This window comes from Streptomyces sp. NPDC048278, assembly GCF_040652195.1.
Classification (GTDB): domain Bacteria; phylum Actinomycetota; class Actinomycetes; order Streptomycetales; family Streptomycetaceae; genus Streptomyces.
Map to the genome: position 1 here is coordinate 23,864 of NZ_JBEZLP010000044.1, position 26,969 is coordinate 50,832.

Annotated in this window: 26 protein-coding genes; 3 read left to right on the forward strand and 23 right to left on the reverse strand. The window is 70.3% G+C overall.

Features of this window, described 5'->3' with window-relative positions; all coding sequences use genetic code 11:
- The first annotated feature begins 307 nt into the window (after positions 1–307).
- Positions 308–1,669 (forward strand): glutamine synthetase family protein, encoded by a 1,362-nt coding sequence (locus AB0D74_RS44040; protein WP_189260572.1) that lies wholly within the window; start codon positions 308–310, stop codon positions 1,667–1,669.
- A 74-nt stretch (positions 1,670–1,743) separates the two neighbouring features.
- Here the strand turns inward: AB0D74_RS44040 and AB0D74_RS44045 are convergent, their stop codons facing one another.
- The 15 genes from AB0D74_RS44045 to AB0D74_RS44115 all read right to left on the reverse strand — a co-directional run bounded on the left by AB0D74_RS44045 (position 1,744) and on the right by AB0D74_RS44115 (position 12,769).
- Entirely contained in the window at positions 1,744–3,012 is a 1,269-nt protein-coding gene (locus AB0D74_RS44045; protein ID WP_362600012.1) for a site-specific integrase, read from the reverse strand.
- 80 nt (positions 3,013–3,092) lie between these two features.
- Entirely contained in the window at positions 3,093–3,350 is a 258-nt protein-coding gene (locus AB0D74_RS44050) for a helix-turn-helix domain-containing protein (RefSeq protein WP_351935319.1), read from the reverse strand.
- Positions 3,351–3,788: 438 nt separating this feature from the next.
- Positions 3,789–5,264 (reverse strand): ATP-binding protein, encoded by a 1,476-nt coding sequence (locus AB0D74_RS44055; protein WP_362600104.1) that lies wholly within the window; start codon positions 5,262–5,264, stop codon positions 3,789–3,791.
- 2 nt (positions 5,265–5,266) lie between these two features.
- A complete protein-coding gene (locus AB0D74_RS44060; RefSeq protein WP_362600014.1) occupies positions 5,267–6,106 on the reverse strand; it encodes a bifunctional DNA primase/polymerase in 840 nt (279 codons plus the stop codon).
- Positions 6,103–6,852, reverse strand: coding sequence for a DNA methylase (locus tag AB0D74_RS44065; RefSeq protein WP_362600016.1), 750 nt, complete (start codon positions 6,850–6,852; stop codon positions 6,103–6,105). The genes AB0D74_RS44060 and AB0D74_RS44065 overlap by 4 nt, the downstream gene beginning before the upstream one ends.
- An 86-nt stretch (positions 6,853–6,938) precedes the next feature.
- Complete coding sequence (locus AB0D74_RS44070; protein WP_362600018.1) at positions 6,939–7,127, reverse strand: hypothetical protein; 189 nt, start codon at positions 7,125–7,127, stop codon at positions 6,939–6,941.
- Entirely contained in the window at positions 7,118–7,342 is a 225-nt protein-coding gene (locus tag AB0D74_RS44075) for a hypothetical protein (protein ID WP_362600020.1), read from the reverse strand. Before AB0D74_RS44075 ends, AB0D74_RS44070 begins: the two co-directional genes overlap by 10 nt.
- 197 nt (positions 7,343–7,539) lie before the next feature.
- Positions 7,540–9,615: a cell division protein FtsK gene (locus AB0D74_RS44080; protein ID WP_362600022.1), complete on the reverse strand. Its 2,076-nt coding sequence runs from the start codon at positions 9,613–9,615 to the stop codon at positions 7,540–7,542.
- 90 nt (positions 9,616–9,705) lie between these two features.
- Positions 9,706–9,912, reverse strand: coding sequence for a DUF6257 family protein (locus AB0D74_RS44085; protein ID WP_362600024.1), 207 nt, complete (start codon positions 9,910–9,912; stop codon positions 9,706–9,708).
- A gap of 79 nt (positions 9,913–9,991) precedes the next feature.
- The gene (locus tag AB0D74_RS44090; protein ID WP_362600026.1) at positions 9,992–10,372 is read right to left on the reverse strand and encodes a DUF6251 family protein; all 381 of its coding nucleotides are present in this window, start codon (positions 10,370–10,372) and stop codon (positions 9,992–9,994) included.
- Entirely contained in the window at positions 10,356–10,703 is a 348-nt protein-coding gene (locus AB0D74_RS44095) for an RRQRL motif-containing zinc-binding protein (RefSeq protein ID WP_362600028.1), read from the reverse strand. The genes AB0D74_RS44090 and AB0D74_RS44095 overlap by 17 nt, the downstream gene beginning before the upstream one ends.
- Positions 10,703–11,578 (reverse strand): protein spdB, encoded by an 876-nt coding sequence (locus AB0D74_RS44100; protein ID WP_362600030.1) that lies wholly within the window; start codon positions 11,576–11,578, stop codon positions 10,703–10,705. The genes AB0D74_RS44095 and AB0D74_RS44100 overlap by 1 nt, the downstream gene beginning before the upstream one ends.
- Positions 11,575–12,168 (reverse strand): GGDEF domain-containing protein, encoded by a 594-nt coding sequence (locus AB0D74_RS44105; RefSeq protein ID WP_362600032.1) that lies wholly within the window; start codon positions 12,166–12,168, stop codon positions 11,575–11,577. Before AB0D74_RS44105 ends, AB0D74_RS44100 begins: the two co-directional genes overlap by 4 nt.
- A gap of 68 nt (positions 12,169–12,236) precedes the next feature.
- The gene (locus AB0D74_RS44110; RefSeq protein WP_362600034.1) at positions 12,237–12,503 is read right to left on the reverse strand and encodes a hypothetical protein; all 267 of its coding nucleotides are present in this window, start codon (positions 12,501–12,503) and stop codon (positions 12,237–12,239) included.
- Positions 12,500–12,769, reverse strand: coding sequence for a DUF6284 family protein (locus AB0D74_RS44115; RefSeq protein WP_362600036.1), 270 nt, complete (start codon positions 12,767–12,769; stop codon positions 12,500–12,502). The genes AB0D74_RS44110 and AB0D74_RS44115 overlap by 4 nt, the downstream gene beginning before the upstream one ends.
- Positions 12,770–13,571: 802 nt before the next feature.
- Here AB0D74_RS44115 and AB0D74_RS44120 point away from each other — a divergent pair.
- On the forward strand, positions 13,572–14,579 hold the full coding sequence (locus tag AB0D74_RS44120) for an XRE family transcriptional regulator (protein WP_362600106.1): 1,008 nt from the start codon (positions 13,572–13,574) through the stop codon (positions 14,577–14,579).
- Here the strand turns inward: AB0D74_RS44120 and AB0D74_RS44125 are convergent.
- The 7 genes from AB0D74_RS44125 to AB0D74_RS44155 all read right to left on the reverse strand — a co-directional run bounded on the left by AB0D74_RS44125 (position 14,563) and on the right by AB0D74_RS44155 (position 22,692).
- Positions 14,563–15,351 carry an NUDIX domain-containing protein gene (locus tag AB0D74_RS44125; RefSeq protein ID WP_362600038.1) on the reverse strand — a complete coding sequence of 263 codons (789 nt, stop codon included), beginning with the start codon at positions 15,349–15,351 and terminating at the stop codon, positions 14,563–14,565. The two genes, AB0D74_RS44120 and AB0D74_RS44125, sit on opposite strands and share 17 nt — an antisense overlap.
- A gap of 99 nt (positions 15,352–15,450) precedes the next feature.
- Positions 15,451–16,500 carry a Shedu anti-phage system protein SduA domain-containing protein gene (locus AB0D74_RS44130; RefSeq protein WP_362600039.1) on the reverse strand — a complete coding sequence of 350 codons (1,050 nt, stop codon included), beginning with the start codon at positions 16,498–16,500 and terminating at the stop codon, positions 15,451–15,453.
- A 939-nt stretch (positions 16,501–17,439) separates the two neighbouring features.
- Positions 17,440–18,606: a PP2C family protein-serine/threonine phosphatase gene (locus AB0D74_RS44135; RefSeq protein ID WP_362600040.1), complete on the reverse strand. Its 1,167-nt coding sequence runs from the start codon at positions 18,604–18,606 to the stop codon at positions 17,440–17,442.
- A gap of 147 nt (positions 18,607–18,753) precedes the next feature.
- Positions 18,754–19,773, reverse strand: a complete 1,020-nt coding sequence (locus tag AB0D74_RS44140; RefSeq protein ID WP_362600041.1) for a TolB-like translocation protein — start codon at positions 19,771–19,773, stop codon at positions 18,754–18,756.
- On the reverse strand, positions 19,770–21,134 hold the full coding sequence (locus tag AB0D74_RS44145; protein WP_362600043.1) for an MFS transporter: 1,365 nt from the start codon (positions 21,132–21,134) through the stop codon (positions 19,770–19,772). Before AB0D74_RS44145 ends, AB0D74_RS44140 begins: the two co-directional genes overlap by 4 nt.
- Position 21,135: 1 nt before the next feature.
- Positions 21,136–22,008, reverse strand: a complete 873-nt coding sequence (locus tag AB0D74_RS44150) for an alkaline phosphatase family protein (RefSeq protein ID WP_362600108.1) — start codon at positions 22,006–22,008, stop codon at positions 21,136–21,138.
- Between the two features lie 183 nt (positions 22,009–22,191).
- Positions 22,192–22,692 carry a pyridoxamine 5'-phosphate oxidase family protein gene (locus AB0D74_RS44155; protein ID WP_362600045.1) on the reverse strand — a complete coding sequence of 167 codons (501 nt, stop codon included), beginning with the start codon at positions 22,690–22,692 and terminating at the stop codon, positions 22,192–22,194.
- Positions 22,693–22,814: 122 nt separating this feature from the next.
- On the opposite strand from AB0D74_RS44155, the gene AB0D74_RS44160 reads away from it, so the two are divergent.
- Positions 22,815–25,811 carry a bifunctional [glutamine synthetase] adenylyltransferase/[glutamine synthetase]-adenylyl-L-tyrosine phosphorylase gene (locus AB0D74_RS44160; protein ID WP_362600047.1) on the forward strand — a complete coding sequence of 999 codons (2,997 nt, stop codon included), beginning with the start codon at positions 22,815–22,817 and terminating at the stop codon, positions 25,809–25,811.
- Here the strand turns inward: AB0D74_RS44160 and AB0D74_RS44165 are convergent.
- A complete protein-coding gene (locus tag AB0D74_RS44165; RefSeq protein WP_362600048.1) occupies positions 25,799–26,932 on the reverse strand; it encodes a HAMP domain-containing sensor histidine kinase in 1,134 nt (377 codons plus the stop codon). The genes AB0D74_RS44160 and AB0D74_RS44165 overlap by 13 nt on opposite strands.
- Between the last annotated feature and the right edge of the window lie 37 nt (positions 26,933–26,969).

Below are 26,969 nucleotides of genomic sequence, written 5' to 3' on the forward strand. Positions count from 1 at the left end.
GACCCAGCGGCTCGGCTCTTGCACCCGTCACGCTAGTAAAACTTGCATCTCAGATTCAAATTTAAGGACCGTGGTGTCGGTCACCCGGGAAACCGGATCGGCCATTACGGATGTCGGTGCGAGCAGGCAAGATGGGCGACAGGGCAGGACATCTGCCGTACGGGAGCCGTTCAGGCCGGGGTCGCTCGGGCGATCAAGGTGCGCAACGCGCGTGAAATGCTGTTGTGGTGTGATGCTCGGGTGCCCGACCGCCTCCTGCGGGACAGGAAGACAGGCGGCCTGACCAGCAAGGATGGGGAAGCGGAAGATGGACAAGCAGCAGGAGTTCGTGCTCCGGACCTTGGAGGAGCGCGACATCCGGTTCGTACGCCTGTGGTTCACGGACGTGCTGGGCTTCCTCAAGTCCGTCGCCGTGGCCCCGGCCGAGCTTGAACAGGCCTTCGACGAGGGCATCGGCTTCGACGGCTCCGCCATCGAGGGCTTCGCCCGCGTCTACGAGTCCGACATGATCGCCAAGCCGGACCCGTCCACCTTCCAGGTCCTCCCGTGGCGCGCCGAGGCCCCCGGCACCGCCCGCATGTTCTGCGACATCCTCATGCCGGACGGCTCCCCGTCCTTCGCGGACCCGCGGTACGTGCTGAAGCGTGCCCTCGCCCGCACCTCCGACCTCGGCTTCACCTTCTACACCCACCCCGAGATCGAGTTCTTCCTCCTGAAGGACCGTCCGATGGACGGCTCCCGCCCCACCCCGGCCGACAACTCGGGCTACTTCGACCACACCCCCACCAACGTCGGCATGGACTTCCGCCGCCAGGCGATCACCATGCTGGAGTCGATGGGCATCTCGGTCGAGTTCTCCCACCACGAGGGCGCCCCCGGCCAGCAGGAGATCGACCTGCGCTACGCCGACGCGCTCTCCACGGCCGACAACATCATGACGTTCCGGCTGGTCATGAAGCAGGTGGCGCTGGAGCAGGGGGTGCAGGCGACCTTCATGCCGAAGCCGTTCTCCGAGCACCCCGGCTCCGGCATGCACACCCACCTCTCCCTCTTCGAGGGCGACCGCAACGCGTTCTACGAGTCGGGCGCGGAGTTCCAGCTCTCCAAGGTCGGCCGCTCCTTCATCGCGGGCCTGCTGAAGCACGCCGCCGAGACCGCGGCGGTCACCAACCAGTGGGTGAACTCCTACAAGCGCATCTGGGGCGGCTCCGAGCGCACCGCCGGCGCCGGCGGCGAGGCCCCCTCCTACATCTGCTGGGGCCACAACAACCGCAGCGCCCTCGTCCGCGTCCCGATGTACAAGCCCGGCAAGACCGGCTCCGCGCGCGTCGAGGTCCGCTCCATCGACTCCGGCGCCAACCCGTACCTGGCCTACGCCGTCCTCCTCGCCGCCGGCCTCAAGGGCATCGAGGAGGGCTACGAGCTTCCCCCGGGCGCCGAGGACGACGTCTGGGCCCTCTCCAACGCCGAGCGCCGCGCCATGGGCATCGAACCCCTCCCGCAGAACCTCGGCGAGGCCCTCACCCTCATGGAGAACAGCGACCTGGTCGCCGACACCCTCGGCGAACACGTCTTCGACTTCTTCCTCCGCAACAAGCGCCAGGAGTGGGAGGAGTACCGCTCCGAGGTCACCGCCTTCGAGCTGCGGAAGAACCTGCCGGTGCTGTAGCCGCGGGTCAGAGCAGTTCCCTAGCTCGCTCGCCCGTGGGGCCGACGGTTGCGAACCGTCGGCCCCACGGCGTCTCAGCCTTCCTGGGCCGTCTGTGGGCCGTCCGACGCAGGATCGGCCCCCGCGTACAGGCCGTCCACCGCCTTCCGGGCCCGCGCGTCGCTGCTCGGCATCAGGTGCGTGTAGACCCGAAGGGTGAACCCCGGGTCGTTGTGTCCGAGGTAGTTGCTGAGTGCCTTGATGTTCTCGCCGGCGTCCAGCAGAACCGAGGCGTAGAAGTGCCTGAGTGCGTGCATGCCGTGCTCGCGAGCGGCCTGGTAGCGCTCGCGCGGCTTCGGCTGTGGAATCACGCCGGCAGCGGCCAGAGCGGGCTTCCACGCGCGATCGTTGAAGTCCGTGCGACGAACGGCCCCCGCGCCGTCGAGTCGAGTGAACAGCAGCCGTCGCGTGACGGGGGCTCCACCTACCCGAAGCCACGGCAAGGTGATCTCCACCGGCGGGAAGGCCTCCATATGGAGCTTGAGGACCTGCGCCACACGGTCCGGCAAGGGAACGTCCCGCAGCTTCTCGCGCTTCGGCGGGGCGAACACCATGCCCTGTTTTGTCGCCTGTACCTGATTCACCACGTGCAGCCACCCGGAGTCGAAATCGATCGCGTCGGCAGACAATCCGAAGATCTCCCCTTGCCGGAGTCCGCATCCGCCTCCGAGATCCACGGTCGCGTGATAGCGCTCAGGCAGTGCGCCGCGAACGGCGAAAACCCGTTCCGTGCTCCATGGCATGACACGACCGGTTCCCGCGGCCGGCGGTCGCACGGATTGCGCGTGGCAGGGGTTCTTCGAGAGGTGGCCGTCGTCAACGGCCGCGTTCAGGATGGTCGAGACACTGTTGTAGATCACGCGCCGATACGACGTTGCGGGTACGGCCCGCTCCAGTTCACTCAGCCAGTCCCTGATGTGCTCCGGCTTGAACGAACCGAGCGGCCGGGGCCCGATGTACGGAATTGCGTGGCCGCGAATCGCCGACTCCACCGACGCTCGTGTCGTCATGCCCGTGGTCTGCGTCTTCAGCCACTTGTCGGCGTACTGGCCGAACGTCACGCGGCCCGCGGCAGGATCGATGTACTGACCGCGGGACATGTCTGCCTCAATGGCGGAGAGCCACTGCTCGGCGAGCCGCTTTTTGCCGTCGGGGAAGCTCTTGGACTTCTCGGTGCCGTCCGGCCCGACGTAGCGGGCTCGGTAGCGCATGCCTGCGCCGTAGCGGCTGGTCTTGATACGAACGTCCTTGCCATTGGCGCCGGTCTCAGTTTTGAACCAGCGGTCCTGGATGTGGCCTGCCATGCGGCGGCGGTCCCTTCTCGGCAAGCAGCAGGGAGAGCTGCTGATAGCGGCTCTCCCTGCTGTCTGGCGTGGCTATTCGGTTAGGCGGCGTTGCGGTCGGCGTCTTTGCGGCTGGTGACGTACGCGTGCACGTCGGCGGGGTCGTAACGGATGTACTTGCCTATGCGGAAGCCGGGCGGACCGATGCGCTTCTTACGCCACTGGTAGACGGTTTCCTTGGGCACCTCGAAGATCTCGGCGATGTCGTCGGCGGTGAGGTACCGGTCTGGGAGACCGCCCCGGAGGATGGCGCGGGGGTCGTCTCTGGCGGGGGCGGACGCGCTCACGGGGTCCTCCATCGAGTTGGAAGTGCGCTTGGCTGGGGTGGCGGCGCCTGTCCGAAGCTGGGATTTCTGCGTCATCGCGTCACCTGCGTCAATCAGGCTTCTGACCTGCGGGTTCTGGTGACGCAGCGCGGCGGGTGGTGCGTCACCGATGACACGTGCGCTTGTCACGGGGTGACGCTGGTGACGCGGGGTGACGCAGGATTCGCCGTCTGCGTCACCCGCTGTCGCCGCAGGTCAGCGGCCGTCTGTCAGGCCCGCGGTGACGGGGTGACGCAGATCTTCCCTACTTAGGAAAAAGGAGGGGGTGTCTGTGGTCAGTACGTCCCGCTCAGGGCTTGAAGAACGGGCCGCTCGCGGCGCGACCTGTGCAGGGCGGCTGCCGCCGCCGAACAGCAAGAGGAGCACCCCGGGCGCGGCGTGCTCCTCTTGCTTGTCCGCCTGTGCGGCGGGTCAGAACGCGGTCTGCTGCTCGGGCGGCGGGGGCGGGGCCTGGCGGCTGAGTTCGATGTAGCGGGCGGCGCGGGTGCGCCCCCAGTCAACGAGGACGCCCCGTGCGGCCAGGGTGGGTTGGATGCGCCTCAGCCGGTCGGAGAGCACCTTGCCGGTGGTGGGCCAGCCCTTGGGCAGGGGGCGGCATTCCTCGCCGCTGTAGAGGCCGGTCAGGGCGTGCAGCCACTCGGCCGATGTCATGCGGACCTCTTCGCCCGGGGCGAGTTCGGCGGCGTGCTTGAGGACCGTCTGGGCCAGTAGATCGCCCTCGATCACGTCGTCGTTGAGGTCGTCCAGGCTGGCCCGGTATGCCTCCAGCGTTCCGAAGCCGGTTGCGGTGTCGAGCTGGGCGCACAGGTGGGCGAAGTCGGCCATGCGCAGATCGGTCGGGGTCTCGGCCTGGACGGCGCGGACCTTGACGGTCAGGTCCAGCAGGGAGCCGAGGACGACGGGCAGGATCTCGGCGTACTCCGCCCACAGCTCCGCTTCGGTGCGCCGTACCCGGGGGCGTTCCAGGCGCAGGGTGAGGAGTCGTTCGGCGAGGTCGGGGCGGATGACCCCGACGTCGATGCCGGTCAGCAGCATGGGCCGGCGGTAGCGGGAACGGACGACGTCGCCGTCGGTGAACAGCGCGCGCTTGATGCTCTCGGCCCCGGTGATGATGCAGCACATGAGGTCGGACAGGTCCGGGGGCAGGTGGGAGAGGTTGTCCAGGGCGGTGATCCATCCGGCCGCGACCGCCGTGATCATGTTCTCTTCGTCCTTGGGCGCCCTGCGCAGGTCGCCGGTCATGCCTTCGATGATCCGCACGAGCATCCGGCCGCCGGTGGACTTGCCGGCGCCCTGCGGGCCGGTGAGGAACGGGGCCGGGACGGGGGCGGACGGCTCCAGGCAGCCGATGAGCCACGCAATGGCGAGAGCCTCGGTCTGGGCGTCGGCGAAGTTGCACAGCCGCATCAGCAGGTCGATGCCCTTGCCGTTGGTGTCCGTGACGGGCAGGGGGAGTTCCCCGGTGAGCTGGGTGCGCCGCCAGCACACCTCTTCGGGGTCGGGGATGCGGATGTCCCAGCCGGTGGGGTGGATACGGACGGACTGCCCGTCGTCGCGACCGAGGTCGAGCCAGGTGGCCCCGTCGAAACCGGGGGCCACGCGGATATGGGTGGGCTGTACCTGTTCGGTGAGGGCGAGTGCCTCGATCAAGTCCAACGCCTCCTTGAGGGCGGTTCCGTTGAAGACGCCGACCCCGTCACGGAAGAGGCCGACCATGAGTTCCTGCCGGTGGCTGCCGGTCGTTCCCTGGGAGCGGATCGGGCGGGCCACGGGGTGGCCGGTGCGCTGCGCGTACACGGTCCCGTCCACGGTGCGGAAGTACCGGAAGTGGGACTGTGCGTAGTCGGTGATGACCTTGCGGGCGGGGTCCTTCTCGTCGTCGGACACGGTCACAGTCCCAACGTGGTCAGGGCGTTGGTCCACGCGTCGGTGCAGTGCCGGGCCGTTTCGCCCTTGGCCTGCGCGGCGGTGAACAGCCGGCCGACATGAGCGTCCGTGAGGCAGCCGCACCGGCCGTGCGTCGACAGCACCGCGAGGAACGTGCGGTACACGGTCGCGTGGACCGCGCTGCGCGCCTCCGTGATCCGCTGCACAGCCATGGACACGCCACGGTCCAAATAGGTGGGTGTGCGGTGAGGGCACGCGCCCCCACGGGCCCCCAGAGGCTCTGTGAGGCTCTGTGGCGCCCTGCGGGGCGCGGGCGGTTCCTTCACTGCCAGAGCGCGCACAGAGTCCGGCAGAGGGGCCGTGACGCCCGTGCCGTTTCCGAGCCAACGGGCGTACGCCGCAAGGGACTTGAGGTCGACGCCGGGTCGGACCGCGTTGGCGGACGGCATGGTGCCCCGGTAGATCCAGTGCTCTCCGCGCGTCGTCGCGACGGTGCGGGTGGCGGGCAGAGTTTCGCGGGCCCATGCGATGGCGGCGGGGTCGTCCAGGTCGACCACGGTGAGGCCGGCGCCGCCAGGGTTGTAGGCCACGGCCGCAGCGTTCCGCCACGCCAGCGCCCATGCGGGCGAAGCGATGACGTCGGGGTCGGTGGTCGCGGCGGCCCACGCGTGGCACGGCGCCGCGCACCCGCAGGACCCCGCCGCCTTCATGGTCGGCCGGCCGCCGCACACATTCCGCGCGCAGGCGGGGCAGTTCCCGAACGGCAGCTTCCCCCGCCGCAGCGGCAGCACCGGCAGGCCGTCGGCCGCGAGGCGCAGGGCGGTGCGCAGGTGCTCGCTCATGCCGCCACCTCCAACGCGGGTGCGACGGTGGCGAGGTAGGCCCGGCCGATCCACTCCATGTAGGCCGGGGGCAGCGCCTCGCGCAGGCGGAAGTGGTCGGTGGACCAGTCGATGCCCTTCGCGGCCCTGATCTCGTCCACGGTGGCCTTCCCACCGCCCTTGCCGTACGCGGCCACGTACGGGCCGTCGTGGTACTCGCCGTGGCGCCAGCCGCGCACCCTCCCGCGGTGGCGGGGGTGGACCGGTTGGGCGGTGGTCCAGCCTCCGAGTTCGAAGTAGCGGTGCATGAGCACGGCGAGGCCGAACTGTTCACCGCACAGGCGGACGTCCTTGCGGACCTCGGAGCCCGGCACGTTCTCGATCGAATACGGGCGGCCGGTCGCTTCCAGTGCGGCCCGCACGGGTCGGATGAGCCGGGGGTAGGTGCGGCCGATCCGCTCGTTGCGGGCCCGGTTGGTGCCCTTGGTCGGGGCGCCTTCACCCTGGCAGGGCGGGGACACGTGGATGAAGTGGAACTCGTGACCGTGCTCGCGGATGAAGTCGATGACGTCGCCCTGGTGGAACGCGTCACCGCAGTAGTCCGGCTGCGGTTCGGTGTCGACGCCGGTGATGTGGACGTTCGGGCCGAACGCGCGGCGCAGGCCTGCGGTTGCGCCGCCGATGCAGCAGCAGCCGTCCAGGATCCGGAAGGGCCGGTTCGGGGCGAGTAAGGCGGACACTCGCCGGATGGCGGTCGGTTGCGTCATTCTGGAGTTCTCCAGTTCCTTGGTTGGGTCCTGGTTGGGCAAGGGCGACCCCGGTCTTTGGCGAGAGGGGGTCGCCCTTGGTGCTGTTACGGGTTGGGGATGGCTTGGACGACGGCGGTGGTCATGTTGGTGATGGGTCCGGCGGCGCCGGTGGAGGCGAGGAAGAACCCGAACATGACGGCGACGAACGCGGCGCCGGCGCTGAGGCTGTTGCTCCGCAGCAGGAAGAACAGGACCAGCCCGAAGAGCAGGACGAGGGAGACGGTCACGGCCATTGGGAGAACTCCCGGTCGGTGAGGCGGCGAGGGCGGACACTGCGGGTGCCGTCGCGGTGGACGGCGCGGCCGGTGTTGAGCAGCCGGCGGCCGGCGCGCAGCCGGTAGCGGCGGCCGTGGCAGCGCCGGCAGAGCTTGACCTTGCGGCGGGCCTGGCGGACGCCGGTCCCGGAGCACTTCCGGCACGGCGCGAACGGCTTGACCGCACATAACACTGCGTAACCGGCGAGGGTGAGCAGCAGGGCACAGCTAGCGAGAGCCACCAGGGCTCACATCCCTTCTCAGGGCGGTTTCGGGGTGTTTTCGCAGGTGGGCCGCTAGACGCTAGGCAGCAGATCAACGGCCCTGCGAGGCGCTAGTACGGCTGCTAGACCTAGCGGTCTGGGCTGCTAGGTCTAGCAGTGGTGCTCGGTCAGGCGACCGCTCGATCGGCGTTACGGCGAGTAATCGCGGCGGTGATGTCGGCGCGCTTGATGCCGCGCCGGTTGGCGCCCTCGCCGTCGTCGGTGGTGCCCCAGACCTGCCCCGGCTTGATGCCCCACGGTTTGAGCGCGGCGGTGACGTTCTCGCCCTGCCATCCGGCGTAGGTGTCGGGGTCGGTGGCGGCGAGACGGAGCGCGATCCGCTCGCACCACACGGCCTTCTCGTCGTCGGCGATGACGTTCAGGGTGTCGGCGAGGATGTCAGAGCCGTTGCCGGTGTTCTCCGGGCCGTTGCCGATGGCGTGGCCGGTGACGTTGCCGTACTGCTCGCGCGCGGTGCGGGCGCGGGCGACGATGCGTTCGGCGGCGACCGCGTCCACGAACGCGGACGCGACGATGCGGGGGTCGTCGCCCTCGCCGGCCATCCAGCAGATGCCCCGGTCGGAGCGGGAGAACATCGTGGCCCGGTACCCCGACTTGTACATCGACGTCCCCAGCACCATGTCGTTGGCCGGCTGGCCCATGACCTTCAGGCAGAACCGGAGCACGGCGTTCGCGCTGATGCCGGTGGGCAGGGACTTCGCGTCGGGCCGCTGGGTGCCGAACATGGCCACGATCCCGAGGGCGGGGCCGCGCTTGGTCAGGTCGGTGCAGATCGACTCGATCTCCTTGCCGTACTCCTCGTGCTCGAACGGCACTTGGCACTCGTCGAACCCGACGACGATCGGGTGCAGCCCCAGCCGCTTGTCACTGGCCAGTTCGGGCGTGACCTTGGACTCCGGGCAGCGCGAGCGGGGCAGGGACTTGATGACCTTTGCCCGACGGCGCAGTTCCTCCTTCAACTCCCGCAGGGCTTGGACGACGTAGAGGATGTCGTCGTCCTCCTCGCCGGCGCGGTAGCGGTGGCACACCGGCTCCAGGGCGCCGAAGTCACCGGTGCCCTTGAAGTCGAACGCATGGATCTCCGCACGCGGGTCCAGGGCGGCGATGAGCAGCAGCAGCCGCATCAAGAACGTCTTTCCCATACGCGGGATGGAGCCGACCACGACGGACGCGAACATGAGCGTCACGGACACGTCGCGCATGCGCTGGTCGTTGCCGAACACGACCGGCCGGAACAGGTCGACCGTGCCCGACTTCGCCAGCGGCCACGCCGGCTTCGTCGTCTCGTTCATCGGCTTGTCGCCCACCCACAGCACCAGCCGGCCCTCATGCTGGTCGGGGTCCGGGGAGGGCCAGACGCAGCCGGTCTTGCGGCGCAGGCCGGAGGCGAGGGGCTTGCGGGCCTCCATGATGTCCTCGGGTGTGACGCCGTAGGGAAGGTCCAGGTCGGCGCGGTAGCCGGGCCCGTCCCGGACGATCTCCGAGACGAACCGCAGCCCGTTCATGTCCCCGCCCTTCTTGATCGCGGCGGTCACCTTCGCGTTCCCGATCGAGTCCAGGCCGCGCAGCACGATGGAGCCGGTCAGCTTCTGTACCTCGGTCTTCAGCACCGCCGGACCGACCACGGGGGAATCGGGCTGCTGTCCGCCGATACCGAGCAGCAGCACCCCGCCCGCGGCGAACGCGTACAGGTAGGCGGGTGCGAGGACGTACAGGTACAGGGCGAAGCCGAGACCGAACACGGCGGCGACCAGGGTGACCAGGCCGCGCAGCCTGATGCGGCCGGCGCGCAGCCGCGCCAGGCGCATGTACTCCTCGACGTCCTCGGTCCGCACCGCGAAGTCCCGCAGGGGTGCGGCTTCGCGGTCCCACATCCACCGGTTGGTGGACGCGATGAACCGGCACGCCCCGCGCGGGGACATGAGGGCGAGGCGTCCGGCATACACGGGGATGCGAACGCCGTGGTAGAGCGCGGCGTAGCCGACGTTCGCGCCGGCGTGGCGGGTGGTCGCCGCGAAGTCGCGCCGGTTGGTGAGCCAGCCCGCGAGCACCGGCTTGCGCTTCTCGATGCGGACTTTCGGGTCCGGCAGGGCCGGGTTGTCGACCGGCACGGGGGCGGCCGGCATGTCGTCGTCGGTGGCGGGCACGGGGCGCAGGTGCGGGCCCATGGTGCTGTCCGTCATTCTGGGAACTCCCTGCTGCACAGAAATGGGTGGTGGGTGACCCGGGGGCGGCCGGTTTCCTTGGCCGGGACGACCGCCCCCGGGGTGTAGCTACTTGCCGTTCTTGCTGGTGCGGGGCTGTGCGGCGCGCTTGCGGGCCTGGTTCTCGATCCGCTCGACCCTGCGCTGGAGGTCGCTCTGGTCGACCCGGCCGCCGGACTGGCGGTCGTCGGCGAGTCCGCGCTTGGCCATCCGGGCGACCAGCAGGGCGATGCGGGCCTTCTCGCCGGTGGTGAGGCGGAGCTGTTCGCTGCTCACGTCTGTCTCCCGTTCCGGGCCGGACTGTCCGGCTCCCCACGGCCCCGGGACGGCGAAGTCCCGGAACCGCGGGCAGTCGTCAGCGCCGGCCGCGCGAACGGCGGACGGAGTCGGCGGCGCGCTTGCCGTCCGCGCCGCCGACCGAGCGGACGACGGTGACCACACCCCACGCACACACCGCCGCGATCAGGGCGAGGAGCGCGAGGTTGGCGGCGATCGCGGTGAGCACGCCGACCAGCAGCGGGCCGAAGTAGACGCCGGCCGCCACCGTCCCGGCACCGATACCGGAGCCGAGCGCGATGCGCTGCACCGTGCGGTCCGGCGGCGCCTGGTGAACGTGCTGGTGGATGACCTGCGGCCCGCTGTAGGGCTGCTGCGGCGGGGCGGGCAGGTTGCTGGCGTAGGTGTAGGTGCCGTCCGGGAGTTGCACGACCCGGGGCACGTCAGGCAGCGATTCCATCGCGGGACCCTTCGGGGAAGGCGCACGGCGTGCAGGTGCCGAGCGAAGTAGGGATGACGTAGCCGGCATCACGCCGGCAGGCGGGGCATGTGCGGCGGGCGGCGTTCGCCTTGGCGAGTGCCGCCCACCGGGCCGGAGTCATGGGCCGGACCGGCTTGGCCAGGTCGACCCGGTACAGGTAGGCGACCAGCGGACCGCGTCGGCGGCGCGGGCGTTCGAGCTGCGCTGCGACGTCCTGACCGCCGGGACGCAGACCGCGCGTCCGAAGTTGGCGGCGGGTGGCGTAGCCGTCCGGTGCGAGGTGCCACCGGTAGACCGGCAGCGCGGCCATCAGGCGACGCGCTTCCAAGCGGCCCGAAGACGGACCTCGGATGCGGAGTGGCCGGCGGCGCGGAAGCGGGTGGCCATCTCCCGGTACGACAGCGGCGGCTGCTCACTCAGCCGGATCGCGTCGACCACGACGTCCAGGGCGTCATCGGTGAGCGCGGGACCGGACTCCAGCGCCGCGACCGGCTCGAACGGCCCCCACATCGGGAGCTCCCACGAGGGTGCGACGTCGGGTGTGACGCGGCCCGTCACGCTGGTCAGGGCCCGTCCGGTGCTCTCGCCCTTGCGGGCCGTCTCCAGCTTCGACCACGCGTCGGCGAGCGTGTCGGCGGTCTTGGCTTGAACGCGGGCGACGCGCGCCCCCGCCTCGGTCACGGCCGTCAGCCGCGTCTCCTCCGTGGATGCTTCCGCCCGGAGCCGGGCGCGGGCTACGGCCGCGTCGTCGCGGGCGTCCTGCTGAATGCCCCGAATCATGTCCAGCGCCGCCGACGTGAGCGCGGTCCGCTCCCACAGCCCGTGGACCAGCCACAGAGCCTTGGCGGCGATCGGCAGCCACGCCACCGCCAGCCACGCACCCCGGGACGTCGCGTCGGCGAGTAGGGCGTGAGTGACCAGGACCCCGGAGGCAACGGCGCCGAAGCCCCAGCCGACGCCGGTCACGGCGTTGCTGTGGTCGCCCTGCGCGGCCAGCCGGCGCTCATAGGCGAGGGTGGCCAGCCATCCGCCGTCGATGCCCAACCCGACGACCAGCGCGACGCCCTTGGGTACCGACTCACCCAGCCACATCACGACCACGGCCAGCGTGAGGACCATGGACACGGCGGTCATCGCGACGGCGGGAAGCACCGTCAGTAGGGACTTTGCGTTCAGGCGCGTCATGACGCCTCCTTTCGCGGTGTGGTGTGGGTGCCGGGGCGTCCGGTGCGCCTCCCGGCGGTCGTGGTGCGGCGGGGCGCGAACGCGGCGTTCTGCCAGCCGCCACCGCCCCGCTTGGCCGTGTACATGGCCTCATCCGCCCACCGCAGCAGCGCCGGTAGCTCACGGCCGGTGCCGGCCGGGGCGTCGCCGGAGAGCGCGCCACCGATCGAGGCACCCACCCGCAGCTCACGACCGTCGTGCCAGAGCGGCGCGGTGATCTCGTCGTGCAGAGCGCGCAGCAGCCACGGCAACGCCACCGGGTCCGGCAGGACCACGGCGGCGGCGAACTCGTCGCCTCCCAGCCGGCCCGCGACCGCCCGCCGGTGATCGGTGAGCGCGTCGTTCAGGCTTGCGGCCGTGGCGCGGATCGCGGCGTCACCGGCCGCGTGGCCGCGGGTGTCGTTGAGCGCCTTGAACCCGTCCAGGTCGACCAGGATCACGGCGACGTGCGGGTGCCGGGCCAGCAGCCGGCCGGCGCGGTGCTCGAACGCGTCCCGCGTCCACAGCCCCGACAGCGGGTCGTGCCGGGCCGACGCGAGGCGGCGACGCATCCACACACTGTGGACACCCCAGCCGGCCACTAACGGACCAGCGGCCGAAGCCATGTTCACCAGGCCGTTCACACCGCACCACCGGCCGCGTCGTAGTGGCGGTAGGTGGTCGGCGGCTTCTTCGCGAGCTGCTTACGCAGGTAGGAGGTGTGCCAGCCAAGCCCCCAGTCCGCGTTCGCGGGCTCACCCAGAACACCGCTCAGGGCAACCACCGCGTCCAGCGCGCGGTCTTCCAGCAGGCGCTGGAACGCTTCGTGGTCGCCGTAGGTGGCCGGGGAGGGGATGTTGAGGGCGTCCAGGACGGCAGCCAGGAACTCGCGGGTGTCGTCGTTCACGCCACACCGCCGGGCCGGCTCGCGGTGACGGTGCGGTTGGCCAGCTCCAGCCGGGCCGCTACCGCGCGGCGGCGGGCCCGGCGGATGCGCCGCTCGTCCAGCTCGGACGGGGCGCGGTCCAGGGTGGTGATGTACGCGTCCAACAGGTCAACGTCCGCCAGGATCAGCGGCATCTCCAGCTCGATCGCGTTCAGTTCCGCGTTCGTCGGCTCCATGAAATCGGCGAACGCGGTAACAGCGTCCTGAACAGTCACGATGTGGTTCATTGGGTCTGGTTCCTTCCAGTCAGGAACGGCCCGAACAGCGCCCCCGGAGTTGCACCTCCGGGGGCGCGCGCCGTTGAAGTCGGGTGATCCGGCTCCCCTCAGCGCTGCACGTACGAGACGTGCAGCGGAGGCAACCGGCCGCCGCTCGGTGCGGCGAAGGTCGGATGCGCGGGCCTGAGCCGCGCGGACACCTTTTGCGGGAGGTGACGGCCCGTACTTCGCGATATGGATCTGTGCCTCAGTCCCGCTCTCCCGAGGAATCGCGTCTCGGTCTCTTCGCGCGGCGTCAGTGCCCTTGGGCAGATCCGGTCTTTTGAGTCGGCACGTGTCCCTGACGGGAGATGACCGACTGGTCTCCGCTCACCTCGGCTGGTGCTGTCACGGCCGTCGTTCTCGTGGCGGATCACGCTTTGGAGTTGTCGCTTGCACACCGTGGGTCGGGCGCAATCCCGATTACTGGTGCGCACCAGTAGGTTGCATCTGGTGCGCACCAGATGTCAACTGGTTCGCCGACTTCGGGGTTGATCCCGCATCGCGGTGCCACTTCAGGAGACCGCTCGGGGTGGGGATGCCGGTAGCCAACAGCCCTTAACATTCGGCCTGTTAACCCCTGTTGACCTGCGCCGATATGCGGCACCCTGGAGAGGTATAGATCGGGACCGACACCGGGCGGTGGCCTGTGAGTGCAGGACTTCGGAAGGCGCGCGTCGCGCGCGGCTGGTCACAGGAGCGATTGGTTCGCGAGATCGAGCGGCACGCCCGGCAGCACCTCACGGACGTCGCGTCGACCGCGAGTTTGCGGGTGTACGTGTCCGAGTGGGAGAACGGCAAGCGGACGATCTCAGATCGGTACGCCGGCATGCTGCGACAGCTTCTCGGGATGACCGACGCGGAACTGAAGGGTGTACCAACGCTTCCCGCGGTGACCACAGCCGACGGCTACGACGACCTGTTGAGCAGGATCGATGCCGCCAGTAGCGTGGGCACGTCGATGGTCGAAGCGTTCAACGCTCAGACCGAGCTTCTGAGGTCTATGGATCGCCAGATGGGCGCAGCCGGACTCATCGACCAGATGACTGGGCACCTCGCGGCTCTCGAAGACGCTCTGAACTTCGCGGTATTGCCGAGCGCGCGCCAGCCGGTCGCGCTCGCGCTCGCGGGGGCTTCGACCCTCGCGGCGTGGCAGGCCATCGACTCAGGGGCGGTCGAACGGGCCTGGCGCCACTACGAGACAGCGAAGAGCGCCGCTCGCGATGCTGAGGCGCCCATGTATCTGGCGCACGCCATGGGAGAGCAGGCGTTCGTGCTCTGTGAGGCTGGTCGGCCTGTTCTCGGGGTCGAACTGGTTCGGGACGCTCAGCGGTCCCTCGGGCAGTCAGGCTCACCGCGACTCCGGGCCTGGCTCCACGCCACCGAGGCGGAACTGTGCGCTCACGCGGGCATGGTCGATGACTGCCGGCTCGCGCTGGACAGGGCGTCAGGCTGCATCCCGGACGGCTCCAGCGACCGTGACCCGGACATGCTGAGCATCTTTCTGAACAGCTCGCACCTGGCGCGCTGGCGCGGCAACGTGCTCGGTCTGCTGGGAGATGCGGAAGCGGTGGGCAGCCTCTATGACGCGCTGGAGGGGATGGACCCCACGTTTGTGCGAGCGCGCGCCGGGCTGCACACGGACTTGGCCCATGCCCACCTCGCCCGAGCCGAGTACGACGATGCGCAGACCCACCTCAGGCAGGCACGCTTGCTGGCGAGCCGCACCGGATCGGTGCGGCAGCGCCGGCGTGTGGATCTGCTCAGTGATCGGCTGTAGTGCCCTGTCGGCTTCGGGTCGCCAGGATATGCAGCAGCGCGACCAAGGTCCCGGAGCCGAGCAGCTCGCCCCGCGCCATGAGCCCGGGGATGTCGGACAGCGGTACCCACTCGATGTGCCCGGCCTCTTCCAGGTCCGTCGGCTCGCCCACCTTCACCGCTCCATGGGCTACGAAGATCTCGTGAGGAGAGTCGACCATGCCGACCATGGGTTGATAGGTGACGACGTGTTCCACTGAGGACGGTCGCCACCCCGTCTCTTCAACGACTTCCCGAAGTGCGGCGTCAGCCGGCGCCTCCCCCCCGTCAACGATGCCTCCGGGAAGCTCCCACCCGAACCGGCCGGGGACGAACCGGTAGCGCCACATCATGAGGACACGGTCTTGTTCGTCAACGACGGCCGTGATCGCCACGTGCTGGAGCTTGACCACATGGTGTTCGAAGCGTTCTACGCCGGGGGGCTCCACGTCCCAGAGCTGGAGCTTGACCCATCGGTTGTCGTAGACGTCGCGCTCACCGTGGATCTGCCAGGGTTTGAGCCCTTCGGGAGTGCTCACGCTCACCGCACCCGGCACGCGGTACGAACTACGGCCCCGCACTTCCAGCGCGCCTTCGGCGACCAGGCGGGCCAGCACCTGCCGGAGGGCGGTGCGGCCGATGCCGAGTTCTTCCGTCAAGGAACGCTCGGACGGAAACTTGTCGCCCGGCGCGTACTGCCCCGAGGCGAGTCGTTCGCGAAGCGTTTCGTAGACCTTGGTCGTTTTCGGTCCCATGCGTGGAACGCTCTCCTTAGCCTGTGATGTGTCCAAGGGTAGCGGCGGGCCATGTTGGTGGCCGCACACGCCCGATCGCGTACAACCCCTGCGCACCGCCTATTCCTGAATCAAGGACTCTTCCTCGAATCTGAGGGTCATTTCTGCGCGATCCAACAGATCCTCGTAGGTGAGCACTTGAACCCGACTAAGGTGGGAGTTGAAAGTGCGAATTGTTTGATCAATCTGCTTTCGGTTGTATTCGGGAACGTGGTGCGAGTGCCCGATCACGACAGTGCCGCACAGTCGGCTCATGTCGTACTCGACTCCGTGTTCGTTCCGAAAAGCTTGTTCCATCGCGGCGCCTTGTTGATCGAGCTGCTTGATGTAGTTCATCAGTTGCCCGACTGCCAAGTGAACGTCATTTCCGACTACAGCATGATTTCTGTGCCTCTTGATCAGGTCCTTGATATTGGGGCCTTTAAGTTCCACGATGTGGAGGGCGCCACTAGCCTCGACCAAGGGAATGTCGTACTCATCGAGCATTGTGAGATTCCGACGGTGGGCGATGCCGACGTATTGGCCGCCAAAGATCCAAGTGTGACCTTCCAGAGCGCTTTGCATGTCACGCTCTGTGGTTTCCTGAGAGGAGGATTTCACCTTAAGGTTCGCCAAGATCCCCCTGCGCCGAGAGATGACGGCCGCTTCCACCGCGTTCAGGCCGGATGCTGATGCTGTCAGTGCGCTCACGACCGATGCCAGGTCTTCGTGTTCCGCTAGGCCTTGACCGAGTGTTGCCGGATCCAGGTCTCCACTGTCAAGTAGTTCGAGGATGGTGGCGGATGCGGATGCTGCGTCAATGAGCCGGTATCGACCGGCGATGCTGAATGCTCCGGAAAGGAAGGCGGTCAGTGCTTCAATCTCCGAATTTTCGCAAGACCATCGATCTTTAGGCTTCTCAAAGTCAAATTCGGTCGAACCGGCTATGCGGTTAAATGATTCAAGGCTCAGTCGCTCTTGTCTGATCTCGCCGGTGCTAGGGTTTCCATACTTTGCGATGGTTGCCCGCTTGAATACGCGGGGCCCGTTTTTAATGGTGGCGCTTTTGGTGCCGAAGTGCCCTTCCTCTTCGTTTGGGGCCAGGTTCCACGCTCTGATTTCTTCTGACATCTCGAATCTCCCCCCGGAGGTGCGTGATCGCCTGTCGGTATGTTGGCACGCACGGTTGGGGGGCGCCAGATGCCCGAGTGGCAGAATTATTCGAACAGGTGAGTGAATTGGGTGACTGTTTCGAGTCGCGTGGAAGTGGTTTACCGTCGAGTCTCTTGCAGGGGATTCCGATTGCGGTTCTCACGTGGTTCGGACGCACCCGCGGCCTGTCTCGCCAGTGGTCGACTGGTCTCGGGTGAGGTTTGACCGGCGGGTCAGCGCCGCTTGCCAAGACCAGGCAGCCCTCCGGGCACGGCCCGAACGCTGCTTGAAGGTCCGTCGGCGATGCGTCGTGATGGCTCGGGTGCCGGGGGCTGTTGGGCAGCTCTCAGTGGTGGAAGCAAGAGCGGCGTACCGCCTGTCGGTGGGGTCACGACGTCTCCGGAGGCGGCGCAAGCGACGAGCTTCCCTGGCGGTTGGTGGGAGTAGAGACGGCCAGTCTGGGTGTTGACCTTGGTTTTTGCGCCGCAATCAGCGCACTCGTACTGGATAGTGTTCGGGTTTCGCACTCTGCCCCCTCCGAGTGACTGCTGCCGACGGACCCGGGTCCGGTCACGGTCCATCGTGACCTGAGAGCCCTCTGCGCGATAGGGCGCAACGGCGTTCTGACTGCTCAGCCTTCATACCTGTGGGGCCGTCTCTGGGCCGTCAAAGGGCGGCCAGAGGCAACCAACGACGACCAACGACCACCGCTTGGCGGCAGGTCAGCTCTACGTTGACGTCGAACGAGTCAAGTCGCCCGCTGGCGGCGTCACTTCCTCCGCAACAAGCGCCAGGAGTGGGAGGAGTACCGCAGCGAGGTCACCGCGTTCGAGCTGCGGAAGAATCTGCCGGTGCTGTAGGGGCGGGTGGGCGCGGGCCTGGGCGTTCCCGGTCCGCAGGTCGCCGTCGGGCTGGCTGTCAGGCCGTCGTCCGGTCGCGCTGGAGGACGATCATGGCCATGTCGTCGGTCAGGTGGCCGCCGGTGTAGGCGCGGACGTCGGCGGCGAGTTGTTCGACGAGGGGGGCGGGGGCCTGGTCCGCCCAGGCCGTGGCGCGTTCGGCGAGCGGGTAGAAGTCGCCGTCCGCGTTGCGGGCCTCGCTGACGCCGTCCGTGTACAGGACGAGCCGGTGGCCGTGGTCGAAGGGGAAGGTCGCCCGTACGTAGCAGCCGCCGGCGCTCTCCGCGCAGTCCAGGCCGGCGGGCCGGACGCCGAGGCCCAGCGGGGGCGACGGCTCGGGGACCGTCAGCGCGAGTGCCGACCGGGTGCGCCCGCGCAGCAGGAGGGGCGGCGGGTGCCCGCAGCTGATCAGGTGCACCACGGGCTCGTCGTCGGGGATGTCCATGACCGCGGCGGTCACGAAGCGCTCGGCCGCGTCCTCGTCCGGCTCCGAGAACTCGGAGAGGCCCCAGCGGACGGCGTCCTCGATGTAGGCGACCAGCTCCGGCAGCGGGATCCGGCGGTGTGCGGCGGCGCGGAAGGCGCCCAGCACGATCGCGGTGTCGCTGATCGAGGGGAGCCCCTTGCCCCGCACGTCCCCGATGAGCAGCCGCGTGCAGCCGGGGACGCGGGCGGCGGCGTACAGGTCCCCGCCGACGGCCGTGTCCGCCTCGGCGCTGCGGTAGTGCGAGGCGAGCGTGACGGGTCCCGCCTGCTTCGGCAGCGGTCTCAGTACGACCCGCTGTGCCGCGTCGGACACCGAGCGCACCCGGACCAGTTCCCGCTCCCCGCGGTCCCGCAGCCGGGTGAAGAGGACCAGGAAGACGCAGACGGCGGCGAGGGCGGCGAGCTCGACGAGGACGCTCTCGGTGGTCAGGGTCCGCCGTTCCAGGCCGGCGCAGACCAGGGAGAGGACCGCCAGCGCCCCGATCAGCCCGGTGGCGCGCGGACCGCTGCCGACGGCGGTGACCGCCACGGCGACGACGAGGAGATGGGCGAGATGGATGTCCGGCGGCAGGAACCAGTCGGCCACCGGGATCGCGACGACCAGCAGAAGGGGTCCGGCCAGCCGCAGCGGCCCCGGCGCGTAACGGCGCCATGCCCGCAGGGTCTCGACCACGGATGTCGTGATCGTGGCAGCGCTCACGTCGTGCTCCGGTGCTCGTCCGCTGGTCTTCCTGCCACCACCAACCCATGGTTGCATGTCCGCCATTCCCGTTATGTGGGTTATCGGCGTGATTACCGTTACTCCCGGGATGTCCGGACGGGGTCAGTTCACGTATCAGTCCACGTATCAGTCCACGTATGCCGGTGACACCGCCGAGACGCTGATCCGCCGCGGCTTCCCCGTGCCGTCCGCCGGGATCTCGTAGAGGTCCGCCCCGTAGTCGCCCGGCAGGGCGTAGACGACGGTGTGCGCGTCCTTCCACACCGCCTGGTCGTCGACGCTGCGGGTCTCGGCGAGCGGGGTTTCGCGCAGGGTCCTCAGGTCGAGGACGTAGAGGTGCCAGGGCGCGTCCTTCGGGAGGCCCTGCACGCGCTTCTTGTAGGCGATGCGGGTGCCGTCGGGGGAGAGGGACGGGCACTCCACGTTCGGGTGGAGCGTGGTGACCGTACGGGTACGCAGGTCGCCCCGGACCAGGTAGGTGGAGCCCTTCGTCGCGAGGGTCGCGTAGAAGGTGTGGTCGTCGGACGCGAACGTCACGCCCCAGAAGTTGACGTCCGCGGACCGGTAGGGGCGGCCGTCCCTGACGATGCGGAACGCCTCCAGCGTGGGGATCAGCGCGCCGGTGCGGGTGTCGACGATCGCCGTGCGGGTCGAGAAGTCCGTGCCCGCGTACGAGTCGCCGCCCACGAACGCCGTCCAGGCCGCGTAGTGCCCGGTGGGGGAGACACGGGCGCGGGACGGGATGCCCGGCACGTCGTAGTGGGCCCGTTCCTTCAGGTGCGCGTCCAGGATCAGCGCCCGGTAGGTGTCCGAGACCGCGCCGTGCACCGCCTGGAGGCAGACGCCGGTGCCCGCGGCGGCGTAGAAGCGGAGGCATTTCACGCCGGAGGCGGTGCGCGGGCCGGCCGGGGCGGCGGCGGGGACCGTGGTCAGCTCGTCGCGGTGCGGACCCCAGGCCATGTTGCGGAAGACCATGCGGCCGGGGGCGGTGAGGGTCACCGTCCCGGGGGTGACCTGCGGGCCGCCCGCCTGGGTGTGGTCGCGGCGCTCCGCCCGGGCGGAGGCGTGCAGGACGGAGGCCAGGGCCACGGCCGCCAGGACCGCGAGCGCCGAGAGGAGGATCAGGAGCCGGGAGCGCAGGGTCATGCGGCGGCCTTCCGGAGGGGGCGGAGGGTGAGGGCGTAGGCCGCGCACACCGCCAGGGCCACCGCCGACACGCTCAGCGCCGTACGGTCGCCCCACAGCGTCCACGCCGCCCCGAACCCCAGTGAGCAGGCGAAACGCGCCCCCGCCTGACCCGTCTGGACCAGCGCGAGACCCGACGAGCGCAGCGTCTCGGGGACGCTGTCGGACGCCGCCGCCATCAGGACGCCGTCGGTCGCCGCGTAGAACGTGCCGTGCAGGGCCAGCACCGCGTACGGCAGGGCCGTGCCGTGCCAGGACGTGAGCAGCAGGAGGTAGGCCAGGAGCAGGGCGCCGTGGCCGGCCAGGAAGACGCGCCAGCGGCCCCAGCGGTCGGCCAGGCGGCCCAGCGGGACGGCGAGCAGGAGGAACGCGGCGGCGGTGCCGAGGGGGAGCAGGGCGAACCAGCGGTCCGGGACGCCGAGCCGGCGTTGCAGCAGCAGGTAGACGAACGAGTCGCTCACCGTCGCGAGGCCGAGGAGCAGGGCGCAGACGGTGATGCGGCGCAGGTCGCGGTGGGCCAGGAGGCCGAGTGCCGCCCGCAGCGTGGGGCGCGCGGTGGACGCGGCCGGCGCGGTACGGCCACCGGTGGGAGCGGTCGTCACGGCACGGCCGTCGGTGGGATCGGTCGCCACGGCACGGCCGTCGGTGGGGCCGGCCGTCTCGGTACGGCCGCCGCCCGGGACGAACAGGACCAGGACCAGCACGCCCAGGACCGCCACGCAGAAGCTGACCGTGAAGACCGCGTCGTAGCCGTCCACGGTCGCCCGCAGGATGAGGAACGCGGCGAGCGGGCCGAGCAGCGCGCCCGCCGTGTCCATGGCCCGGTGCACGCCGAAGGCGCGGCCCCGGGTCTCGGGGGTGCTGGAGAGCGAGATCAGGGCGTCCCGGGGAGCCGTGCGCAGGCCCTTGCCGGTGCGGTCGGCGGCCAGGATCAGGCCGATGGGCGTCAACGAGTGCGCCACCAGCAGCAGGGGCTTGCAGAGCGCCGACAGGGCGTAACCGGCGCCCGCCACCCACTTGTGGCGCCCGCCGCCGCGGTCGGCCAGGTGGCCGCCGACCAGGCGTACGACCGCCGAGAAGCCGTTGTAGACGCCGTCGAGGAGGCCGAAGCCCAGCGGGGACAGGCCGAGGCCCGCCACCAGGTACAGCGGGAGGACCGCCGTGACCATCTCGGAGGAGACGTCGGTGACCAGGCTGACCGTGCCGAGGGCGAGGACGGTGGGCGCGATCGTGGAGCGGTACCGCCCGGCCTTCGAGGGCCGGGCGGTACCTTCCACGGACGCCGTCGCCGGAGCGCTCGCGCGGCTGTCCGCTACGTACACGTCAGGACGCCCAGATCCCGGTGATGTCGGACGAGGACGCCGCGTTGCCCGCGTGGGTGCTCAGGCCCTGGCTGTCCTCCAGGGTGCGCAGCAGGTCGTAGTGGTCGTACGTGGTGGACGAGGTCGAGCCCGCGGTGACCGGCTGGCCGTACAGGACGGTCGGGATGCGGTTGCCGGAGAGCAGGTTGTCCTCGTCCATGGTGACGACGAGGAGGCTGTTGTGGGTCTGCGCCCAGGTGGCGTACGCACCCAGGTTGTTCTTCAGCCAGGTGTCACCGGTGGCCACCGAGCAGTCGTGCATGTCGCTGCACAGGTTGGGGGTCACGAAGGACAGCTGGGGGAGGGTGGAGTAGTCGGTCGGGAACTGGGCGAACGTCTTCGCGGTCGAGGTCGGCACGTTGCTGAAGCCGAACCACGGGTTGTGCTTGCGCGCGTAGTTGCCGCTGCTGCACGTGGTCGAGCCCTGGCTGGGCAGGGTCTCGTTGTAGCTGGCCCAGGTGCGGCCGGCCGCGAGCTGCTCGGAGGCGAGGTTCGCCGCCGAGGAGAAGCCGGCCGTGTAGCAGCTGTCGCTGGTGATGCCCTGGGTGGAGCCGGAGAACAGGGCGAAGTAGTTGGGCTGGCTCGGGTGGGTCTCGGCGTACATCTGGGTCAGGTTGGCGCCGCCGGACTTCAGCGAGTTGATGTACGGGGCGCTGGAGGAGCCGATGACCTGGCTGTAGGCGTGGTTCTCGAAGACCACGACGATCACGTGGTCGGGGGTCGGTACGGCACTCGCGGCGTGCGCGGAGCCGCCGCCGAGCCCGGTCCACAGGCCGACCGCGGCGGCGGTGAAGGCGGTGGCGGACGCCACCGCCGTACGGGCGCGGCGCAGCATCCCGGGACGTGCGGAACTGCCGGACACATCAACCTCCGGTACTGGGGGAAGGGAGGGGTTCGGGTGGCGGTGCGGACTGAGCATGCACACGCCAATAATCTCCGCTCCCACCGCGTCCGGCCAGAGAGGTGAAGACCGGATGAACTGCTGGGCCCGGTGCCCGGTGCCCGGTGACCCGGTGGGCTACTCCCACTTCGTCTGGCTGAAGAGCTCGCCCTTGCCGAAGCCGAGGACCCTGCGGGGCCGCACGGCGAAGACCAGGGCCCGTCCCGGCCCGTGGCGGAAGCAGCCGTCCGCCACCTCGTAGTGCCAGAACGGGCCGTACTTCGCCTCCCAGGCCGCCGCCAGCTCGCGCAGCCGGCCGTCGTCGGTCACGCGTACCGCCTCGCCCTCGACCGTCACGTCGTACCCGCTGGTCCAGCTGTTGGTGCCGGTCGTCAGGACGACGTGCGGGTTCCCGGCGAGGTTGGCCGCCTTGCGCTCGCCGGGGCCGGTGCCGAAGTGCAGGGCGCCGTCGTGCCACACCGCGAGCAGCGGGGTGACATGGGGGCGCCCGTCCGGGCGTACCGTCGAGATCCAGAACAGCTCGGAGTCCGTCAGCACCTTCTCCGCCTCGGACCAGTCGCGCGCCGAGGCGCCCTCGCTGCTGTAGCGGGCGTCCAGCTCGCCCTCGGGGTCGCGCATGATGCCTCCCTGGGTTCGTTGCCGGTACGGACCACGATCCCGCCCGGAACTCATCGGCGCTCGTGCCCCGGTCTGCGGTTAGGCTCGGGCGGAGACGACCTTGATCCGGAAGGAGTCCGCGGATGGCGCCGGGGCGCAGGAGCAGTACCTTCACGCGACTGCTGCGGCACGGCTTCACCGATGCCTCGGCCGCCGAACGGCTGCTGGACGGCCCCGAGCTGGCCGCCGTACGCGACGACCCGGTGCTCCTCGAAGCCCTGGGCGGCACCGCCGACCCCGACCTCGCCCTGCACGGCCTGGTACGGCTCCTGGAGGCCCAGCCGGGACCCACCGCCCGCCGGGAGCTGCTCGACACCCTGATAGCGGCCAAGCCGCTGCGGGACCGCCTGCTGGGCGTCCTCGGCGCCTCCGCCGCCCTCGCCGACCACCTCGCCCGGCACCCGCGGGACTGGGACGAACTGGTCACCTACGAGCCCCGGGACCTGCACCCGGGCGTCGCGGAGTTCGAACGCGGGCTCGCGGGGGCCGCCGACCCGGTCGCCCTGCGCGTCGCCTACCGGCGCTGCCTGCTGTCCATCGCCGCCCGCGACGTGTGCGGCACGACGGACGTCGCCCAGACCGCCGCCGAACTCGCCGACCTGGCCACCGCCACCCTGCGCGCCGCCCTCGCCCTCGCCGAGGCCGCCGCGCCCGAGGACGCCGCCGCCTGCCGGCTCGCGGTGATCGCCATGGGCAAGTGCGGCGGCCACGAGCTGAACTACGTCTCCGACGTCGACGTCATCTTCGTCGGCGAGGCGGCCGACGACGCGGACGAGAGCAAGGCGCTGCGGTCCGCCACCAAGCTCGCCTCGCACATGATGCGGATCTGCTCCGAGACCACGGTGGAGGGCTCGATCTGGCCGGTCGACGCCAACCTCCGCCCCGAGGGCCGCAACGGCCCCCTCGTGCGCACCCTCAGCAGCCACCTCGCCTACTACCAGCGCTGGGCCAAGACCTGGGAGTTCCAGGCCCTGCTCAAGGCCCGCCCGGTCGCCGGCGACCTCGACCTCGGGCAGGAGTACGTCGCCGCGCTCGAACCCATGGTCTGGAAGGCCGCCGAGCGCGACAACTTCGTCGCCGACGTGCAGAAGATGCGCCGGCGCGTGGTGGCGAACATCCCGGCCGCCGAGATCGACCGCGAGCTGAAGCTCGGCCCCGGCGGCCTCAGGGACGTCGAGTTCGCCGTCCAGCTCCTCCAGTTGGTGCACGGCCGCACCGACGCCACGCTGCGCTCCGGCACCACCCTGGACGCCCTCCAAGCCCTCGCCGCCGGCGGCTACGTGGGCCGCGCCGACGCCGTCCAGCTCGACGACGCCTACCGCTTCCTGCGCTCCATGGAGCACCGCATCCAGCTCTACCGGCTGCGCCGCACCCACCTGGTCCCCGAGGACGAGGCCGACCTGCGCCGCCTCGGCCGCTCGCTGGGCCTGCGCACCGACCCGGTGACCGAGCTGATCCGCGAGTGGAAGCAGCACACCGGGGTCGTACGGCGCCTGCACGAGAAGCTCTTCTACCGCCCGCTGCTCGACGCCGTCGCCCAACTCGCCTCCGGTGAAACCAGGCTGAGCGCCGAGGCGGCCCGGGAACGGCTGGAGGCCCTCGGCTACGCCGACCCCGCCGCCGCCCTGCGCCACCTGGAGGCCCTCGCCTCCGGCGTCACCCGCAAGGCCGCCATCCAGCGCACCCTGCTGCCCGTCCTGCTCGGCTGGTTCGCCGACTCCGCCGACCCGGACGCGGGCCTGCTGAACTTCCGCAAGGTCTCCGACGCCCTCGGCAAGACCCCCTGGTACCTGCGGCTGCTCAGGGACGAGGGCGCCGCCGCCGAGAACCTCGCCCGCGTGCTGTCCGCCGGCCGCCTCGCCCCCGACCTGCTGATGCGTGCCCCGGAGGCGGTGGCCCTGCTGGGCGACGGCGACGGGGGCGGCGGCCTGGAACCGCGCGGCCGGGCCCAGCTGGAGCAGGAGATCCTCGCCGCCGCCGGCCGCGCCGACAACGCCGAGGACGGGGTACGGGCCGCCCGCGGGGTGCGCCGCCGCGAGCTGTTCCGGACGGCCGCCGCCGACATCGTGGACTCCTACGGCACCGACACCAAGCCCGTCGAGCCGGACCAGGGCGCCCTGGTCGACCGGGTCGGCGGCGCGGTCTCCGACCTGACGGCGGCGACCCTGGCCGGGACCCTGCGCGCCGTGGTCCGGGACGGCTGGGGGGACACCCTGCCGACCCGGTTCGTCATGATCGGCATGGGCCGGTTCGGCGGCCACGAGCTGGGCTACGGCTCCGACGCCGACGTCCTGTTCGTGCACGAGCCGCAGGAGGGCGTGGCCGAACGCGAGGCGGCCGACGCGGCCAACAAGGTCGTCGCCGAGATGCGCCGGCTGCTCCAGATCCCCAGCGCCGACCCGCCGTTGCTCATCGACGCGGACCTGCGTCCCGAGGGCAAGTCCGGGCCGCTGGTGCGCACGTTCAAGTCCTACGAGGCGTACTACCGCCGCTGGTCGCTGGTCTGGGAGTCGCAGGCCCTGCTGCGCGCCGAACCCGTCGCGGGCGACGAGGAGCTGGGCCGCCGCTTCATCGGGCTGATCGACCCGCTGCGGTACCCGGCGGAGGGGCTCGGCGAGGACGCGGTGCGCGAGATCCGGCGGCTGAAGGCCCGGATGGAGTCCGAGCGGCTGCCGCGCGGCGCCGACCCGAAGCTGCACACCAAGCTCGGGCCGGGCGGGCTCTCCGACGTGGAGTGGACCGTGCAGCTGCTGCAACTGCGGCACGGCTGGGCCGAGCCGGGGCTGCGCACCACCCGGACCCGGCAGGCGCTGGCCGCGGCGACGGCGGCGGGACTGCTGGGGGCCGAGGAGGCCGAGACACTGGACGAGGCCTGGGTGCTGGCCACCCGGGTGCGCAACGCCGTGATGCTGGTGCGCGGCCGGGCCGGCGACACCTTCCCCACCGAGAGCCGGGAGCTGGCCGCCGTGGGGCGGTACCTGGGGTACGGGGACGGGCACGCCGGGGACATGCTCGACGCGTACCGGCGTACCACGCGCAGGGCCCGGGCCGTCGTCGAGGAGCTCTTCTACGGGGCCTGACGGGGCTTGCCGCCCGTCTCGGCGGGCGCGGGCAGCCGCACGGTGACGACGAGGCCGCCGCCGGTGCGGGGCGCGAGTTCGAGGGTGCCGTCGTGCGCCCGGACGACGCTGCGCACGATGGCCAGCCCGAGGCCGACCCCGGCGTGCTCGTCGGTGCGGACCCGTTCCGTGCCCCGCTGGAAGGGCTCGGCGAGGGTCGGCACCAGCTCCGGCGGCAGCGGACGGCCCGTGTTCTCGACCCGCAGCACGCTCGCGTCGCGCCGCCGTTCGGTGTGGACCGTCACGGTGCCGTCCGCCGGGAGGTTGTGGACGACGGCGTTCTGGACGAGGTTCGTCACCATCCGCAGAAGCAGCGCCGCGGAGCCGACGGCATGCGCCGGCCCGCCGGTGACGTCGAGCGTGATCCGGCGCTTCTCGGCGAGGGGAAGCAGCGTCTCGGCGGCTTCCTCGGCGACGAGCGAGAGGTCGACGGACTCACGGGCGAAGCTCCTGCCGTCGGCGCGGCTGAGCAGCAGCAGGGCCTCGGTGAGGTCGATCGCCCGTGTGTTGACGGTGCGCAGGCGTTCGACGAGTTCGCCCCGGTCCCGCGTGGGGTCGTTGCGGGCGGCGTCGAGGAGCGTCCGGGTGACGGCGAGCGGGGTGCGCAGTTCGTGGGAGGCGTTCGCGGCGAACCGCTGCTGTTCGCCGACGTGGGATTCGAGTCGTTCCAGCATGGTGTCGAACGCGTCGGCGAGTTCGCGGAACTCGTCCCTGGGGCCCGTCATGCGGATCCGGTGGGAGAGCGAGCCGTCCGAGGCCAGCCGGGCCGCGGACGCGATCCGGGTGAGCGGGGCGAGCATCCGGCCGGCCAGGATCCAGCCGCCCAGCAGGCCGAAGACGAGGAGGAAGACCAGGGCCGTGGCCGCGGCGGGCGCGAAGCCGTTCAGCAGGTCGGAGCGCTTGGGCCCGAGGATGATCACGGCGCCGAACCGCCTCTGGATGGACCTGGCGTCCTCGTTCGGCAGCCAGCGCAGCACGAACACCCACATCACGGCCAGCAGGAGAACGCCGGCGACGACGAGGAATCCGGCGTAGCTGAGGGTGAGCTTCAGCCGGGCGCTGAGGTTCGGGCGTCTGGTCACGATGCCCCCAGGGTAGGGAGGTGTGCGCACCGGCACG

Bases quoted from the DNA above. Each gene is read 5' to 3' on its own strand.
- AB0D74_RS44150 (WP_362600108.1), bottom strand. From the start codon at position 22,008: ATGCTGCGCCGCGCCCGTACGGCGGTGGCGTCCGCCACCGCCTTCACC.
- AB0D74_RS44070 (WP_362600018.1), bottom strand. From the start codon at position 7,127: ATGGCCGTGACCGTCTCCCTCGTCCTGCTCTTCGGGCTGGTCCTGTTC.
- AB0D74_RS44065 (WP_362600016.1), bottom strand. From the start codon at position 6,852: ATGACGCAACCGACCGCCATCCGGCGAGTGTCCGCCTTACTCGCCCCG.
- AB0D74_RS44090 (WP_362600026.1), bottom strand. From the start codon at position 10,372: ATGGAATCGCTGCCTGACGTGCCCCGGGTCGTGCAACTCCCGGACGGC.
- AB0D74_RS44125 (WP_362600038.1), bottom strand. From the start codon at position 15,351: ATGGGACCGAAAACGACCAAGGTCTACGAAACGCTTCGCGAACGACTC.
- AB0D74_RS44095 (WP_362600028.1), bottom strand. From the start codon at position 10,703: ATGGCCGCGCTGCCGGTCTACCGGTGGCACCTCGCACCGGACGGCTAC.
- AB0D74_RS44080 (WP_362600022.1), bottom strand. From the start codon at position 9,615: ATGACGGACAGCACCATGGGCCCGCACCTGCGCCCCGTGCCCGCCACC.
- AB0D74_RS44105 (WP_362600032.1), bottom strand. From the start codon at position 12,168: ATGCGTCGCCGCCTCGCGTCGGCCCGGCACGACCCGCTGTCGGGGCTG.
- AB0D74_RS44155 (WP_362600045.1), bottom strand. From the start codon at position 22,692: ATGCGCGACCCCGAGGGCGAGCTGGACGCCCGCTACAGCAGCGAGGGC.
- AB0D74_RS44045 (WP_362600012.1), bottom strand. From the start codon at position 3,012: ATGGCAGGCCACATCCAGGACCGCTGGTTCAAAACTGAGACCGGCGCC.
- AB0D74_RS44160 (WP_362600047.1), top strand. From the start codon at position 22,815: ATGGCGCCGGGGCGCAGGAGCAGTACCTTCACGCGACTGCTGCGGCAC.
- AB0D74_RS44040 (WP_189260572.1), top strand. From the start codon at position 308: ATGGACAAGCAGCAGGAGTTCGTGCTCCGGACCTTGGAGGAGCGCGAC.
- AB0D74_RS44100 (WP_362600030.1), bottom strand. From the start codon at position 11,578: ATGACGCGCCTGAACGCAAAGTCCCTACTGACGGTGCTTCCCGCCGTC.
- AB0D74_RS44140 (WP_362600041.1), bottom strand. From the start codon at position 19,773: ATGACCCTGCGCTCCCGGCTCCTGATCCTCCTCTCGGCGCTCGCGGTC.
- AB0D74_RS44115 (WP_362600036.1), bottom strand. From the start codon at position 12,769: ATGAACCACATCGTGACTGTTCAGGACGCTGTTACCGCGTTCGCCGAT.
- AB0D74_RS44130 (WP_362600039.1), bottom strand. From the start codon at position 16,500: ATGTCAGAAGAAATCAGAGCGTGGAACCTGGCCCCAAACGAAGAGGAA.
- AB0D74_RS44050 (WP_351935319.1), bottom strand. From the start codon at position 3,350: ATGGAGGACCCCGTGAGCGCGTCCGCCCCCGCCAGAGACGACCCCCGC.
- AB0D74_RS44060 (WP_362600014.1), bottom strand. From the start codon at position 6,106: ATGAGCGAGCACCTGCGCACCGCCCTGCGCCTCGCGGCCGACGGCCTG.